This window comes from Stenotrophomonas sp. Ste86 (assembly GCF_024519465.1).
GTDB lineage: Bacteria > Pseudomonadota > Gammaproteobacteria > Xanthomonadales > Xanthomonadaceae > Stenotrophomonas.
Window position 1 is genome coordinate 264,231 of the sequence record NZ_JALJRW010000003.1, and the last position, 15,646, is coordinate 279,876.

General features: G+C 67.8%; 14 protein-coding genes. 6 read left to right on the top strand and 8 right to left on the bottom strand.

The window, feature by feature from the left end; all coding sequences use genetic code 11:
• Positions 1–340 precede the first annotated feature (340 nt).
• The 8 genes from NR101_RS05000 to NR101_RS05035 form a co-directional block, all read right to left on the bottom strand.
• Positions 341–601: a type B 50S ribosomal protein L31 gene (locus NR101_RS05000; RefSeq protein ID WP_256776042.1), complete on the bottom strand. Its 261-nt coding sequence runs from the start codon at positions 599–601 to the stop codon at positions 341–343.
• 112 nt (positions 602–713) lie between these two features.
• Positions 714–1,649 (bottom strand): nucleoside hydrolase, encoded by a 936-nt coding sequence (locus NR101_RS05005; RefSeq protein WP_256776041.1) that lies wholly within the window; start codon positions 1,647–1,649, stop codon positions 714–716.
• Between the two features lie 435 nt (positions 1,650–2,084).
• Positions 2,085–4,196, bottom strand: coding sequence for an ATP-dependent DNA helicase RecG (gene recG, locus NR101_RS05010; RefSeq protein ID WP_256776040.1), 2,112 nt, complete (start codon positions 4,194–4,196; stop codon positions 2,085–2,087).
• A 1-nt stretch (position 4,197) separates the two neighbouring features.
• On the bottom strand, positions 4,198–4,590 hold the full coding sequence (locus NR101_RS05015; RefSeq protein WP_256776039.1) for a RidA family protein: 393 nt from the start codon (positions 4,588–4,590) through the stop codon (positions 4,198–4,200).
• A gap of 510 nt (positions 4,591–5,100) precedes the next feature.
• On the bottom strand, positions 5,101–7,260 hold the full coding sequence (locus NR101_RS05020; RefSeq protein WP_256777710.1) for a bifunctional (p)ppGpp synthetase/guanosine-3',5'-bis(diphosphate) 3'-pyrophosphohydrolase: 2,160 nt from the start codon (positions 7,258–7,260) through the stop codon (positions 5,101–5,103).
• 220 nt (positions 7,261–7,480) lie between these two features.
• Positions 7,481–7,780, bottom strand: coding sequence for a DNA-directed RNA polymerase subunit omega (gene rpoZ / locus NR101_RS05025; protein ID WP_005410877.1), 300 nt, complete (start codon positions 7,778–7,780; stop codon positions 7,481–7,483).
• 112 nt (positions 7,781–7,892) lie between these two features.
• Entirely contained in the window at positions 7,893–8,558 is a 666-nt protein-coding gene (gene gmk / locus NR101_RS05030) for a guanylate kinase (protein ID WP_256776037.1), read from the bottom strand.
• The gene (locus NR101_RS05035; protein WP_256776036.1) at positions 8,555–9,415 is read right to left on the bottom strand and encodes a YicC/YloC family endoribonuclease; all 861 of its coding nucleotides are present in this window, start codon (positions 9,413–9,415) and stop codon (positions 8,555–8,557) included. The genes gmk and NR101_RS05035 overlap by 4 nt, the downstream gene beginning before the upstream one ends.
• Positions 9,416–9,536: 121 nt before the next feature.
• Here NR101_RS05035 and rph point away from each other — a divergent pair, with 121 nt between their 5' ends.
• From rph to NR101_RS05065, 6 genes are all read left to right on the top strand, one after another.
• Positions 9,537–10,265, top strand: a complete 729-nt coding sequence (gene rph, locus NR101_RS05040; RefSeq protein WP_256776035.1) for a ribonuclease PH — start codon at positions 9,537–9,539, stop codon at positions 10,263–10,265.
• Complete coding sequence (locus NR101_RS05045; RefSeq protein WP_256776034.1) at positions 10,262–10,651, top strand: VOC family protein; 390 nt, start codon at positions 10,262–10,264, stop codon at positions 10,649–10,651. The genes rph and NR101_RS05045 overlap by 4 nt, the downstream gene beginning before the upstream one ends.
• A complete protein-coding gene (rdgB, locus tag NR101_RS05050) occupies positions 10,648–11,241 on the top strand; it encodes an RdgB/HAM1 family non-canonical purine NTP pyrophosphatase (protein WP_256776033.1) in 594 nt (197 codons plus the stop codon). The genes NR101_RS05045 and rdgB overlap by 4 nt, the downstream gene beginning before the upstream one ends.
• Before the next feature lie 58 nt (positions 11,242–11,299).
• Positions 11,300–12,529, top strand: coding sequence for a radical SAM family heme chaperone HemW (hemW, locus tag NR101_RS05055; RefSeq protein WP_256776032.1), 1,230 nt, complete (start codon positions 11,300–11,302; stop codon positions 12,527–12,529).
• 235 nt (positions 12,530–12,764) lie between these two features.
• Complete coding sequence (locus NR101_RS05060; RefSeq protein WP_256776031.1) at positions 12,765–15,287, top strand: DUF1631 domain-containing protein; 2,523 nt, start codon at positions 12,765–12,767, stop codon at positions 15,285–15,287.
• The gene (locus NR101_RS05065; protein ID WP_256776030.1) at positions 15,284–15,643 is read left to right on the top strand and encodes a PilZ domain-containing protein; all 360 of its coding nucleotides are present in this window, start codon (positions 15,284–15,286) and stop codon (positions 15,641–15,643) included. Before NR101_RS05060 ends, NR101_RS05065 begins: the two co-directional genes overlap by 4 nt.
• The last annotated feature ends 3 nt before the right edge of the window (positions 15,644–15,646 follow it).

Here is a 15,646-nt window from a genome sequence, read left to right on the forward strand (position 1 = left end):
GCGCTCCTCGAGGGAAGGCGCCCACCCAAGCGCATGGGGCAGGCACGTGAAGGAAGTCCACGATCGTTATCGTGGATCCCGCCATTATCGCACAGCAACATTTTCGACGCCCTAGGACGGAAGTCGTAGACGCCGGTACCGGCATGCGTATGGACGCACTGCGCCAGTAGCCGCAAGGGCTGCGGGGGCGCTGGACAAGAATGTCCGGATGCAGCGTTCCGCCGATGCCGCACGCCCGCCAGCTGGCGTTCAGACAGGCGCCGGCCATCCATTTTTCGCGGACACAAAAAAACAACGGCCGCCAAAGCGACCGTTGTTTTCATGCAATTGCAGCGACAACTCAGGCTGCGGTCGGCGCCGGCTTGCCGAAACGCTTCTGGAACTTGTCGATACGGCCGCTGGTGTCGATCACCTTGTGCTTGCCCGTATAGAACGGATGCGAAGCCGAGGAGATTTCCACCTTGACGAGCGGGTACTCGTTGCCGTCTTCCCACTTGACCGTGTCCTTGGTGGACATGGTCGAACGGGTCAGGATCTTGAAATCAGAGGTAACGTCGTGGAAAACCACGTCGCGGTAAACAGGATGAGTATCGGCCTTCATGGGCGCGCACCGTAATAAGGGCTGGTGATCAAGAGCGGCATTATAGCCCCGGATGCCGCCAAGGGCAAGCCGGGGTCATCAACCGTGCGAAAGGTCCGCCGCAGCGGCGTCGTCAGACGCCGAGTGCCGCCCGGACCTGGGCCTCAAAGCGCCCTTGGTCGTAGGCCATCAGCAGCTGGGTGTTGTCCGGCTGCCCGGTCTGGCGGTTCCAGTCGACAATGGTAGCACCTCGGCTGTGCACGCCGGCCAGTTCGATGTTCAGCGGGCGCGATTCGACCCGCAGCGCGCCTTCGGGCTGCAGCGCCCAGGCCATGGCCAGGGCATCGGCGGCGAACCAGCGCTCGCCGCGGCTGTCTTCGGACCACAGGCGGGTCTGGCGCGAGATCAGCTCGTAGAAGCGGGCTTTGTCGCTGTCGGCGGCCAGCCACTGTTCCACGTCGGCATGCAGCAGGCCGTGGGCGACGGTGGCTTCCCAGTCGGCCACTTCGATCTGCGGGAAGCCGGTGAACACGATGTGTGCCGCTTCCGGATCGAAGGCGATGTTGAACTCGGCCGCCGGGGTGATGTTGCCGTGGCAGGTCACCGCCCCGCCCATCACCAGGAAGCGCTTTACGCGCTGCGGCAGGGTCGGGTCGAGCTTCAGGGCCAGGGCGAGATTGGTAAGCGGTCCGAGTGCGACCAGGAACAGCTCGCCGGCGTATTCGTGCGAGAGGCGCAGGATTGCCAGGGCAGCGTGTTCGGCCTCGGCCTGGCGCTTGGCGGCCGGCAGGTTCACATCGCCGAAGCCGTCGGCGCCGTGCACGTGGGCGGCGTCCACCGACGGGTGCAGGAGCGGATCGGGGGTACCGGCGAACACCGGGACGTCTTCGCGGCCCGCCACTTCGCACAGCTTCAGGGCGTTGCGGACGGTGTGGTCCAGGCCCACGTTGCCGGCGGCGATGGTCAGGCCGACGATGTCGTGGCGCTCATCGGCGAAGGCCATCAACAGGGCCAGGGCATCATCGACACCCGGGTCGGTGTCGATCAACAGCGGAATCTTCTTGCTCATCGTTGCCGTCTTGATAATCGGCAAGGGACTTTCGCACCCTGTCATGACAAATACAAGGCGGGGGCTGACCGTGGCTGCTGCCGCTTCGATTGGTCCAGCCGCGACCGGAGGGGCCGCTTCGCGGCCGGTAGGCCTTTCTGCGAATGTCCCCCGGTATCCGCCTGCGGCGGCTACCTCCTCCTTTATTTCGCCGAAAGGCCTACCGGCCGCGAAGCGGCTCGGCTTGCGGAAGGAAGGGAGCCAACCGGAGCGTTCTGGCAACGGCCTCGGGGTCCACGGATAGCCGGATAAACGAACTCAAGTTGAAGCGGGCGGTGGCAGACCGCCACCGGGGGACATTCGCTCACCCGGCTAGCGTGCCCGGCGCTCGAGCAAGCTGCTTTTGCTCGCCTCTCGAACACGTCGTCAGGGGCGTTGGCGCCAGGCTGAGGGGCTCTATGCCGACGCGTAGCGCACGGCTGTGCCGATCCAGCGCCGCACGACCTGGTCGGCCACGTCCGGGGCTTCGGCCAGCAACCGCTCGGCCAGGTCATGCACACCCGGCAGCAGGTCCGCATCGCGGGCCAGGTCGGCCATGCGGAACCCGGCCAGGCCGGTCTGCCGGGTGCCCAGCAGTTCGCCGGGGCCACGCAGCTCCAGGTCCTTCTCGGCGATGAGAAAGCCGTCGTTGGTCTGGCGCATGGTTTCGAGCCGCTCGCGCGCCATGTTCGACAACGGCGCCTGGTACAGCAGCACGCAGCGCGAGACCGCCGAGCCGCGCCCTACCCGTCCGCGCAGCTGGTGCAGCTGGGCCAGGCCGAGGCGCTCGGCATTTTCGATGATCATCAGCGACGCATTGGGCACGTCCACGCCGACCTCGATCACGGTGGTGGCCACCAGCAGGTCGATCTGCCCGGCCTTGAAGGCCACCATGGTGGCCAGCTTTTCGCTCGCCTTCAGCCGCCCGTGCACCAGGCCCACGCGCACGCCCGGCAGCAACGCCTGCAGCGATTCGAACGTGGCCTGGGCCGGGGTGGCGTCGAGCTCTTCGCTCTCCTCGATCAGCGTGCACACCCAGTAGACCTGCTGCCCTTCGCGGCACGCCACGGCGATACGTTCGATCAGTTCCGGGCGGCGGTCATTGTTGAGCGCAACGGTCTGCACCGGGGTGCGGCCGGGCGGCAGTTCATCGATGGCCGAGACATCCAGGTCGGCGTACTCGGACATCGCCAACGTGCGCGGAATCGGGGTGGCGGTCATCACCAACTGGTGCGGCACGCTGCGTCCGTCCGCGCCCTTGTCGCGCAGCGCAAGGCGCTGATGCACACCGAAGCGGTGCTGCTCGTCGACGATGGCCAGCGCCAGGTCCTTGAACACCACGCTGTCCTGCATCAACGCATGCGTGCCGACGACCACCTGCGCCTCGCCCGAGGCGACCTCGGCCAGCACCCGGGTGCGCGCCTTGCCGGTGACCTTGCCGGCCAGCCAGGCGGTACGCACGCCCAGCGGTTCCAGCCAGGCGCGCAGGTTGTTCAGATGCTGCTCGGCAAGCAGCTCGGTCGGCGCGGCCAAGGCAACCTGCTTGCCCCGCTCCACCGCCAGCATCGCCGCCAACGCGGCCACCACCGTCTTGCCCGAGCCGACGTCGCCCTGCACCAGGCGCAGCATCGGATGCGCCTTGGCCAGGTCTTTGCGGATCTGTTCGAACACGCGCTGCTGCGCGCCGGTGAGCTGGAACGGCAGGCTGTCGCGCAGCTGTTTGACCAGCGCGCCGGGCCCACGCAGCGACGGCGCGTGGTGCGCCTGCAATGCCATGCGCTGGCGGCGCAGGCTGAGGTGATGGGCCAACAATTCTTCAATCGCCAGCCGTCGTTGCGCCGGGTGCCGGCCGGCTGCCAACGCGGCCAGATCGGCATCCGGCGGCGGCCGGTGCACGGTCAGCAGCGCACTGCGCAGCGACGGCAGCCCCATCCCGGACAGCCAACCGGGCGGCAACAGCTCCAGCGTGGATTCTTCCGGCAACCGATCCAGCGCGAGCCCGATGAACCGGCGCATCGTGGCCGGCCCGACGCCGTCGACCGCGGGATAGACCGGGTCGAGGCTGTCGCCGAGTTCGTCATCGTCGTTACTGCCCATCACCCGGTAGCTGGGGTGGACGATCTCCAGCCCGAGATGCCCGGGCTTGGCGGTGCCGTAGCAGCGGATCCGCGTGCCGACGGCAAACTGCGATACCTGCTGGGCGCGGAAGTGGAAAAACCGCAGCACCAGCGTGCCGTAGGAATCATCTTCGATGGCAACCTTGAGCACCGGGCGACCACGAAAACCGCGCTCGACCGCGCTCACCCGCCCTTCCACCTGCGCCGCCACGCCCGGCTGCAACCGGGCGATGGTGGTCAGCCGGGTGCGGTCTTCATAGCGCAGCGGCAGGTGCAGCCACAGGTCCTGCAGCGAGGACAGGCCACGGGCCACCAGCTTGGCGGCCACCGCCGGGCCGATCCCGGAAAGCATCGACAACGATGCTTCCCCGGCCACGGCCAGCGCCGGTGCAGGAGCCCGTGACCGCGCCACGTCAGGCCTGGTCGAGCACCATCACCGCATCGACTTCGAAGTTGGCGCCCTTGGGCAGGCCCGATACTTCGATCGTGGAGCGGGCCGGGAACGGCGCCTTGAAGTAGTCCTGCATGACCGCATTGACCTTGGCGAACTCACCCAGATCGGTCAGGTACAGGCCCAGACGCACGATCTGGTCCAGCGTACCGCCGGCTTCTTCGGCCACGGCCTTCAGGTTGTCGAACGCCCGACGCGCCTGCGCCTCGATATCGCCGGCACCGACGATGTCACCGGTGGCCGGGTCCAGCGGAATCTGGCCGGAGAAATACACGGTATTGCCGGCACGCACGGCCTGCGAATACGGACCGATCGCGGCCGGTGCCTTGGCGCTGGTGATGATCTGGCGGGACATGGGAGCTCCAGGGGGGACAAAAATGGGCCCACCATTGTACCGCCGAAGCCAAGGCCCGAAGCCGCAATCGAAGCCGCAATCTCTGGTAGAGCCGACCGTTGGTCGGCTGGCCGGAGAACGACGAAGACGGTTGGTCGGCTGGCCGGAGAACGACGAAGACGGTTGGTGGGCTGGCCGGAGAATGACGAAGACGGTTGGTGGGCCGGCCGACCGTATCGATCATTGTCGCGCACTGTGCGAGCAGCCGACCAACGGTCGGCGCTACCCTGGTGGTGTGCCGATTGCCCGGCGAAGAGGCGTTGGAGCCGATCATCGCCGCGCGGTCTACGGCAGCCGACCAACGGTCGGCTCTACCTTGGTGGTGTGCCCATTGCCCGGCGAAGAGGCGTTGGAGCCGATCATCGCCGCGCGGTCTACGGCAGCCGACCAACGGTCGGCTCTACCTTCCGGTGGTGTGCCCATTGCCCGGCGAAGGGCGTCGGAGCCGATCATCGCCGCGCGGAATGCGGCTTATTGTCGGCGAACCGACTGCACCACCGACACCCGCCGCAGCCGGCGCATTACCTCGGCCAGATGGTTGCGGTCGCGCACCTGGATATTGAACGCCAGCACCGCCGCGTTGAAATCGCGATCCAGATAATCGACCCGCTCGATGTTGGAGTGGCTCTGCGCGATCGCCGCCGCCAGCTGCGCCAGCACGCCGGTCCCGTTCTCCACTTCCACCACCAGCGCCGTATCGTAATCGCCCGACACCGTCGTATCCCACCCGATCGGCACCCAGCGCTCCGGCGACTTGCGCAGCTCCGCCAGGTTCGGACAGTCCAGACGATGCACCACGATGCCCTTGCCGGCCGTGTGGTAGCCCATGATGTCGTCGCCCGGAATCGGCTGGCAGCAGTTGGCGAAGCTCACCACCCCGCGCTCGCTGCCGTTGATCAGGATCTTCTCCTGCGAATGCTTCGAGTGCCCGCCACCGCGCAGCTCGGCATAGGCCATCAACGCCTGTGCCGCCTGGTTCGGCATCCAGTTGCCCAGTGCCACTTCTGCCAGCAACGCCTCCAGACGCGGGTACCGGTGCTCGGCCAGGAACGCATCCAGCCGACCCTTCGGCAACCGCTCCAGCGAACTGTCCATCGCCTCCAGCGCGCGATCCAGCATCCGATGGCCCAGCTGCACCGCGTCCTCATGCTCCAGCTGCTTGAGCTGGTGGCGGATCGCCGTGCGCGCCTTCGAACTGACCACGAACTCCAGCCACTGCGGCTTGGGCGTGGCCGAGCGCGCGGTGATCACTTCCACCGTCTGCCCGCTCACCAGCTTGGTGCGCAACGGCACCAGCTTCTTGTCCACCCGCGAGGCCACCGCCATGTTGCCCACGTCGGTATGCACCGCATAGGCGAAGTCCAGCGCCGTCGAGTTGCGCGGCAGGGCCAGGATCTTGCCCTTCGGCGTGAACAGATAGACCTCGTCCGGGAACAGGTCGACCTTGACGTTGTCCAGGAATTCCAGCGACGAACCGGCCGCGCGCTGCGAATCGATCAGCTCCACGATCCATGCATGCGCACGACTCTGCGCGCTGTTGGGCGAATCGCCGCCGAACTTGTAGGTCCAGTGCGCGGCCACGCCGCGCTCGGCGATCAGGTCCATTTCTTCGGTGCGGATCTGCACCTCGATCGGTGAACCGTACGGCCCGAACAGCACCGTGTGCAGCGACTGGTAGCCGTTGGCCTTGGGGATCGCGATGAAATCGCGGAAGCGCCCGTCCAGCGGCTTGAAGGTGGCATGCACCGCGCCGAGCGCGTGGTAGGCGCTGGGCACGTTGCGCACGACCAGGCGGAAGCCGAACACGTCCATGACCTGGTCGAAGGATTTGTTCTCGTCGTGCATCTTGTTGTAGATGCTCCACGGGGTCTTGATGCGACTGACCAGGCGGTGTTCCAGCCCTTCCTTGGCCAGGCGCTGGCTCAGCTGCACTTCCACCTGCGCCATTGCCTCGCGGCGTACCACCGGCTGGCTGCGGATATGTTTTTCCAGGATCGCGTGGCGCCACGGATACAACGCCTTGAAGCCCAGGTTCTGCAGCTCGCTCTTGACCAGGCTCATGCCCAGCCGCTGCGCGATGGGCGCGTAGATTTCCAGGGTTTCGCGGGCGATGCGGCCGCGCGCTTCGCGGCTCTGCGCGCCCAGCGTGCGCATGTTGTGCAGGCGGTCGGCCAGCTTGATCATGATCACGCGCAGGTCGCGCGACATCGCCAGCAGCATCTTGCGGAAGCTCTCCGCAGCCGCTTCCTGGCGATCGCGGAACTTCAGCTTGTCCAGCTTGGTCACCCCATCGACAAGCTCGGCCACCGCTTCGCCGAATTCGGCGGCCAGCGCTTCGCGGGTCAGCGGGGTGTCTTCGATGGTGTCGTGCAGGATCGCGGCGATCAGCGCTTCCACGTCCAGGCCGAGCTCTGCCAGCACCTGCGCCACGGCGACCGGATGGGTGATGTAGGGCTCGCCGGACTTCCGGGTCTGCCCGGCATGCGCGGAGGCACCGACTTCCCAGGCACGGCGCAGCAACGGCAGTTGCTCGGGCGGCAGGTAATGCGCTGCGCGTTCGAGCTGGAGGACATAGTCAGGTACGGCCGCGCCGGGGGGCGAGGCGACCTTGGCAGTGGGGCCTGGGTTCATGGCTGGAAGACTATGCCAGCGGCGGGATAACGGCAAACATCTGAACAGGCGAACCGTCCGCGCTGCGTCGACCAACGGCGGTCGCCTACCGATGACGGTGGCGCGCGATGCGGCGAGTGACCATCTTCGCAACGCGGCATTACCCCGATGTGCCACGCCCAAACGCAGAACAGCCCGCCAGGGGCGGGCTGTTCAAACAACAACGAACGATCAGGTGCGATCAGTCGTCGTTCTTGGACATGTCTTCGTCGGCGACGACTTCGGCAGCGGCCCATTCCAGTGCTTCACGCTCGGCACGTTCGCGCTCGGCCTTCTCGACTTCGTCGATCAGGGCGTTGTCGATCTTGCGGGCGGCAATTTCGCGCAGCGCCAGCACGGTCGGCTTGTCTTCGGTTTCGCTGTTGTCCAGGGTGGCCTGGACGCCATTGGCCAGCTGACGGGCGCGCTTGGACGCCATCATGACCAGTTCGAAACGGTTGTTCACGACTTCCAGACAATCTTCTACGGTGATGCGGGCCATGCGGGCTCCCGGCAGCCGGTGAGGGCTGCTCAATCGAATGAGGGAAAGGGGACGGATTGTACCGGCCAGGACTGGACAAAATCAAGCCAACCGGCTAGCACCCCGTTGAGAATCAGTCAGTTGTGGCCGCTTCCTGGGTCAACAAGGCCTGGATGAGGCCCGCGTGGCGGACCTTCTGGGCCTCCCGGCGCAGGCGGCTGGCGGTGAAGATGGCGCAGAGCTCGTCCACGGCGGTTTCGAAGACTTCGTTGACGATGACGTAGTCGAAGTCATTGAAATGCAGCATTTCTTCACGCGCGGCGGCCAGCCGCTGGGCGATCACCGCCTCGCTGTCCTGCCCGCGCTTGCGCATGCGGTCCTGCAGGGCCTGCCTCGACGGCGGCAGGATGAACACCGTCACCGTGCCCGGCACCAGCTGGCGGACCTGCTGGGCGCCCTGCCAGTCGATCTCCAGCAGCACGTCCTGGCCGGCGGCCAGCTGCGGCTCCACCGATTGCCGCGCGGTGCCCTTCCAGTCGCCATGTACCCAGGCATGCTCGAAGAAGTCGCCGGCGGCGATCATCCGCTCGAACTCGGCCGCACTGACGAAGTGGTAGTGCTCGCCGTTGATCTCACCCGGGCGCGTGGCCCGCGAGGTGAACGAGATCGACAGCGCGATCTGCGGGTCGCGCGCCAGGGTCGCGTTGACGATGCTGCTCTTGCCGGCCCCGGAGGGCGCGGCCACGATGTACAGCGTGCCGCGTGCGGGCTCGGCGGTCGGCGTGGGCTGGCTGCTCATTCGATGTTCTGCACCTGTTCGCGGATCTGGTCGATCAGCACCTTCAGCTCGACGGCGGCGTTGGAGGTGCGGCTGTCCACCGACTTGGAGCCCAGCGTATTGGCTTCGCGGTTGAACTCCTGCAGCAGGAAGTCCAGTCGCCGGCCGACCGGCTCGCGCTGGGTGAACACCCGGCGGATCTCCACGATATGGCTGCCGAGGCGGTCCAGCTCCTCATCCACGTCCAGCTTCTGCAGCCACATCACCAGCTCCTGCTCGGCACGACCCGGATCGACCGGGTGCGGCAGGTCGGCCAGGCGCGCGGCCAGCTTGGTGCGCTGCCCCTCGCGGATCAGCGGGATCAGCGTGGTGACTTCGGCGGCGATACGCTCCACCCCATCCACGCGTTCCTGGATGGCAGTGGCCAGCTTGTCGCCTTCACGCTCGCGCGCGGCCACGAAGCCGTCCAGGGTGGCATCGAGCAGGGCCAGCGCCTCGGCATGCAGCGCAGCGGCGTCGACCGCCTCGCCCTGCATCACCCCGGGCAGCTGCAGCAGTTCGGTGAAGCTCACCTGCAGGTTCGGGAAGCCGGGCGACAAGCGGGTGGCCAGCGTACCGAGCTGGGCCAGCAGCGCATCGTTGACCACCAGCGCACCGGTGACCTCCGGGGCACGCAGGCGCATGACCAGGTCGATCTTGCCGCGGCTGCAGCGGGAAGCGACGCGCTCGCGCAGTTGCGGCTCCAACGCACGCAGTTCGTCGGGCAGGCGCACGCCCACCTCCAGGAACCGGTGGTTGACCGAACGCAGCTCGCAGGCCAGCGTGCCCCAACGGGTGGCGCGCTCGCCGTTGGCATAGGCGGTCATGCTTCGAATCATGCGGGTTTCCGGTGCTCTCAAAGTGCAAATGGTACCCTAGCGGTCTCCTTGCGACCTCCTCGCCTGCCGGTCCTCCGGTCCGGGCGCGGTCCTGCATCCCCTGACTTACCGGAAGCCAAGCATGTCCGATTCCCGTCCCAGCGGCCGCCAGGCCGACCAGCTGCGCGAAGTGCGCATCGAACGCGCCTTCACCCGCCACGCCGAGGGCTCGGTGTTGGTCAGCTTCGGTGAAACCCGCGTGCTGTGCACCGCCAGCGTGGAAAACCGCGTGCCGGGCTTCCTGCGCGGCAAGGGTGAAGGCTGGGTCACCGCCGAGTACGGCATGCTGCCGCGCTCCACCCACACCCGCAACGACCGCGAAGCGGCGCGGGGCAAGCAGGGCGGCCGCACCCTGGAAATCCAGCGCCTGATCGGCCGCACGCTGCGCGCCTGCATCGACCGCGGCGCCCTGGGCGAGCGCACCATCACCCTGGACTGCGACGTGCTGCAGGCCGACGGCGGCACCCGTACCGCGGCGATCACCGGTGCCTACGTGGCCCTGGTCGATGCGGTCAACTTCCTGCTCAAGCGCGGCGACATCAAGCGCAACCCGATCTTCGGCGCGGTCGCGGCGGTGTCGGTGGGCGTGTACCGCGGCACGCCGGTGCTGGACCTGGATTACGCCGAAGACAGCGACTGCGACACCGACATGAACGTGGTCATGAACGACGGCGGCGGCTTCATCGAACTTCAGGGCACCGCCGAAGGCCATGCCTTCCGTCGCGATGAACTGGACGCGCTGCTGCTGCTGGCCGAGAAGGGCATCAAGGACCTGTTCGCGGCACAGCAGGCCGCCCTGGCGTCTGCATGAACCGCCGCATCGCCCTGACCACCCTGGTGGTGGCCGATTACGACGAGGCCATCGCCTGGTACACCGCCAAGCTCGGCTTCACCTTGATCGATGACATCGACCAGGGCGACAAGCGCTGGGTGGTGGTCGGGCCGACCGACGGCAGTGCCGCGTCCCTGTTGCTGGCCCGCGCCAGCACCGAGGAACAGCGCACGCGGATCGGCAACCAGACCGGTGGCCGGGTTGGCTTCTTCCTGAACACCGACGACTTCTGGCGCGACCACGCCGCCATGACCGCGCAGGGCGTCGAATTCCTCGAAACCCCGCGCGAAGAGGTTTACGCGACCGTCGCGGTGTTCCGCGACCTCTATGGCAACACCTGGGACCTGCTGGAGGCGAAAGGATGAAACTGGTCCTGGCCAGCGGCAACGCCGGCAAACTCAAGGAACTGCAGGCCATGCTCGGCGACCTGCCGCTGCAGATCGTGGCGCAGGGCGAGCTGGGCGTGAGCGATGTGCCGGAAACCGGACTGACCTTCGTCGAGAACGCGCTGATCAAGGCCCGCCACGCCTGCAAGAGCACCGGCCTGCCGGCGCTGGCCGACGACTCGGGCCTGATCGTCGATGCGCTCGATGGCGCGCCCGGCCTTTACAGCGCGCGCTATGCCGGCAGCCCGACCGACGATGCGGCCAACAACGCCAAGCTGCTGGAGGCGATGCGCGACGTGCCGGCCGAGCGCAGGACCGCACGCTTCTATGCGGTGCTCGTGCTGCTGCGCCACGCCAACGACCCGCAGCCGCTGATCTGCGAAGGCAGCTGGGAAGGGGTGATCCTGGACGAGCTGCGTGGCAGCCATGGCTTCGGGTACAACCCGGTATTCCTGGACCCCGCGCTCGGCCTGACCGCGGCGGAAATGGAACCGGCGCGGAAGAACGCCATCAGCCATCGCGCCATCGCCCTGCAACTGCTCAGGCAGAAGCTGCCCGCCTTGCTTTGATGCCTACCCTGATGATGTCTGGAACGCCGGCCAGCGGCCGGCACGACCCTTGAATGCCATGCCGCAGCCACACGACCATTGCGACCACCTGCCCGGCGAACACTGCGCCGGCGATCACGACCACGCGCACGAACTGCGGCTGATTCCGCCGCCGTTGTCGCTATACGTGCACCTGCCGTGGTGCGTGCGCAAATGCCCGTACTGCGATTTCAATTCGCACGCGGCCAAGGGTGAACTGCCGTTCGAGGCCTACATCGACGCGTTGATCCGCGACCTGGACCAGGACCTGCCGCTGGTCTGGGGCCGGGTGGTGAGCAGCGTGTTCTTCGGCGGCGGCACGCCCAGCCTGTTCCCGCCGGAAGCGATCGACCGCTTCCTGCAGGCGGCCTCGGCCCGGCTGCGCTTCGCACCGAACCTGGAGGTGACCCTGGAGACCAACCCGGGCACCGCCGAGCACGGTCGCTTCGACCGCTACCGCGCTGCCGGGGTGAACCGGATCAGCTTCGGCATCCAGACCTTCAACGACGAGGCACTCAAGCGCCTGGGCCGCATCCACGACAGTGGCGAAGCCGAGCGCGCGGTGAAGCTGGCGCAGGACGCCGGCTACGACAACTTCAACATCGATCTGATGTATGCGCTGCCGCAGCAGACGCTTGCGCAGGCCGAACATGATCTGGAGCGTGCCTTCGCGCTGCAGCCCACGCATCTGTCGCACTACCAGCTCACCCTGGAACCGAACACGGTGTTCTTCGCAAAGCCGCCGCAGGGCATCCCCGACGAGGATTCGGCGTGGGACATCCAGGAGCATTGCCAGGCCCTGCTCGCCAACGCCGGCTACGCCCAGTACGAAGTCAGCGCCTACGCCAGGCCGGGCCGGCAGAGCGCGCACAACCTCAACTACTGGCGCTTCGGCGATTACCTGGGGATCGGCGCGGGCGCGCACGGCAAGATCAGCAGTGGCGCCGAACAGCACGTGCTGCGCCGCTGGAAGCACAAGCACCCGCAGACCTTCATGGACGCCGCCGGCAGCCCGGCGGCGATCGGCGGCGATGACATCATCGATGCACCGCGCCTGCCGTTCGAGTACATGCTCAACCTGCTGCGCCTGCATGAAGGCTTCACCCTGAAGGACTTCGAATCGCGCACCGGGCTGGCGCGTGCGAGCATCGCCGCGCCGCTGCAGGCCGCCATCGCGCGTGGCTGGATGACGCTCGACGGCGAGCATGCCCGGCCCACCGAACTGGGCCGGCGCTTCACCAACGACGTGGTCGAACTGTTCCTCCCGTAGAGCCGACCGTTGGTCGGCTGCTCTTGATCCTGCTCTTGATCCTGCTCTTGATTGCCTGCCGCTGGTCGGCCCCTGTCGGTCAGCGGCCCCCGATCAGCCCACGTGATCCAGCCCGCCAACGCCATGCAAAGCAGCCGACCCACGGCCGGCGCCACGCTGTCGGGGTATCCCTTCTGGCGGTGACAGGGCGAAAACGTTAGATTCTGTGCTCTCAGGGGAGCCGGAACTACAACGGATGTCTGCGTCCGCACCTTCAACGTCCCAGCCCGATCCGGCCCGTTTCGCCAGCGTGGCCGCGCCGCCGCGCGTGCGCCGGCTGCTCGCCGCCCTGCACGCGCTGGCGGCACAGACCCTGGCCAACCCGCTCAAGCTGACCATCGTGGAGCTGGAACGCGAGCTGTTCCGCGAGGCCGAACGCGCGCACAACAGCCAGATCCAGGCCGACATCTACGCCCAGGCCCGCCGCCTGCACGAGGTCAACGCGCAGTTCGCCCCGCGCTTCCTGGAGGAACTGGCCACCGCCCTGGCCGGGCTGCGCGAGCCGCGTATCCGCCACGCCCCGGCAACGCCTGCAGCGGCGATGACCGCCACCACGCTGACCCTGGTGGCCGACACCGACATCGACCGTGACATCGTGCTGGTGGACATCATCCGCCGCGAGACCCAGCGCTCGGCCAGTGCGCTGCAGCTGCTCGGGCAGCGCTTCGGCGTGCTTGCCGCCGGGCCGGCCTTCGATGTCGAGGACCTGCCGTTCGGCCCGCAGGTGCTGTGCGGGATCGTGCGTGGGCTGGGCGAACGCTTCGACCTGGGCATGGAAACCCAGCTGGCGCTGTACCGGGTGTTCGACCGCCAGCTGATCGACCGGCTCGGCGAGCTGCTGGAACGCGCCAACATCCTGCTCGGCCACGAAGGCATCCTGCCGGGACTGGTCTACACCCCGTACCTGGCACGCTCGGCGACCACCCGTCGCATCGTCACCGGGCCGGAGCGCAACGCCCCCCCGCGCGAAGGTGGCAAGGTCACCCGTCCGCTCACCGGCTGGAGCGGCTCGGCCAGCAGCGGCAGCTGGGCGGCGATGACGAGCGAGGCGATGGGCGCCCTGCCCGCCTCGCTGCGTCCGGCGGCCACGCCCCCTGCGTCCACCGCTCCCATGCAGATGCCCAAGGAGGCCGCGACAGGCGCTGCGCAGGACCTGTCCGCCCCGGCGATGTCGGCGCTGCACCAGTTGCTCAGCGCGGCGCGGCAAACCAGCGGCAGCGATGTTGCCGGCGCCACTGCCGGCGCCGTGGGGCAGGCCGCTGGCAGTACCGGCACGGGCTCTGGCTCTGGCTCTGGCTCTGGCACTGGCACTGGCGATACCCACAGCGCTGCCGACGGTGACGGCGCGGCGACCACGCCAGCGTCGCCCACGTCTTCCTCGCCAGCGCCCTCCCCGGTCGCCGTGGCCACCGAGACCGTGCATGCCACCCTGGCCAAGCTGCAGGCGCAGGCCGTGGGCAGCGGCAGCGCGCGGCGCAGCATGGCCGACCTGCACAACGCCCTGTTGGCGCAGATGCGCGCCGACCATGGCGCGCAGGCCGCCTTGACGGTCAAGGACAACGACACCTTCGACCTGCTGGACATGCTGTACGGGCAGATCCAGCGTGAAGTGCGCCCCGATGCGGTCGCCGCCGACCTGCTGGCCCGCTTGCAGGTGCCCGTGGCGCGCGCGGCGTTGTCCGATCCGGCGTTCTTCGTACGTGACCAGCACCCGGCCCGTGAACTGCTCAACGCCGTGGCAGAAGCCGGTGCCAACTGGCTGGGCGAGGAGGACGTCGATCCGCAGCTGGTGCAGAAGCTGGGCCGCGCGGTCGACCAGGTGGTCAACGATTACCAGGGCGACGCGGCGGTGTTCGACACCGCCAACGAAGAGATCCAGCAGCACTTCCGCGCGCTGGCGCACAAGGCCGAACTGGCCGAGCGCCGCCACGTGGAAGCCGCACGCGGCAAGGAGCGGCTGGAGGCGGCCAAGCAGCAGGCCGGTGCCAGCATCGAACAGCTGTGTGCCCAGGCCGCGCCGCCGCGCTTCGTGCAGTCGCTGCTCAAGCAGGCCTGGTCGGACGTGCTCACCCTGACCCTGCTGCGCCACGGCGAAGGCTCCGAACAGTGGCAGCAGCGCGAACAGGAAACCGCGCGCATCGCCGAGGTCACCTGCCTGCCACCGGGCACCGAGGCCTGCGATACCGAACTCGGCGGCCAGGTCGAAACCGCACTGACCCAGGTCGGCTACCACCAGGACGAAGCGGCGGCGATCGCCCGCCGCCTGTCCACCCCCGGCGGTGAGGACGACAGCAGTTCACGCACCGAACTGACCGCGCGCATCCGCGCCCGCACGCGCCTGGGCGAACAGGCCGAAGGCAACGAAGCGCGCAAGGTGGCACCGCTGGCACGCACCGTCGCCGAGGAAGACTGCTACCGACAGCTGCGCACGCTGCCATTCGGCACCTGGTTCGAGTTCACCACCAACCAGCAGGGCGACCTGCGCCGGCAGCGCCTGTCCTGGTACAGCCTGCTCACCGACAATGCGCTGTTCGTCAATCCACGTGGACAGAAGGTCGGCGAGCATTCGCTGGATGCGCTGGCGCGGCTGATGGCGCATGGCCAGGTGCGGATCGTCAGCGAGGACAAGAGCCGCCTGATCGACCGTGCCTGGCAGGCCACGCTGCGCACGCTGCGTTCGCTGGCCGGCACCGGCCCCGCCGTGGAGAGCGCGCAATGAGTACCGACACCGACACCGATACCCGCCGCGCCCCGCGCCGTCAGGTCGCCGAACTGGTCCCGGTCACCGACATGCTGGCCGAGTGCGTGGTCGGTCGGCTGGGCAATGTCTCCGAGACCGGCATGCTGATGCTGGCCTCGGTGCCCATGCACGACGACGCGCTGTACCAGCTGCAGTTCGCCATCCCCGGGCCGCAGGGCCAGCGGCTGGCGCTGGACGTGGGCGCGCACCTGCTGTGGAGCGAGCAGACCCACGCACCGGGCCAGGCCTGGGTGGGTTTCCGCTTCCTCACCCTCAGCCGCGAGCACCGCGAGCAGCTGCGCGAGTGGATCGCGCAGGAAACTTCGGCGGTCTGAGTG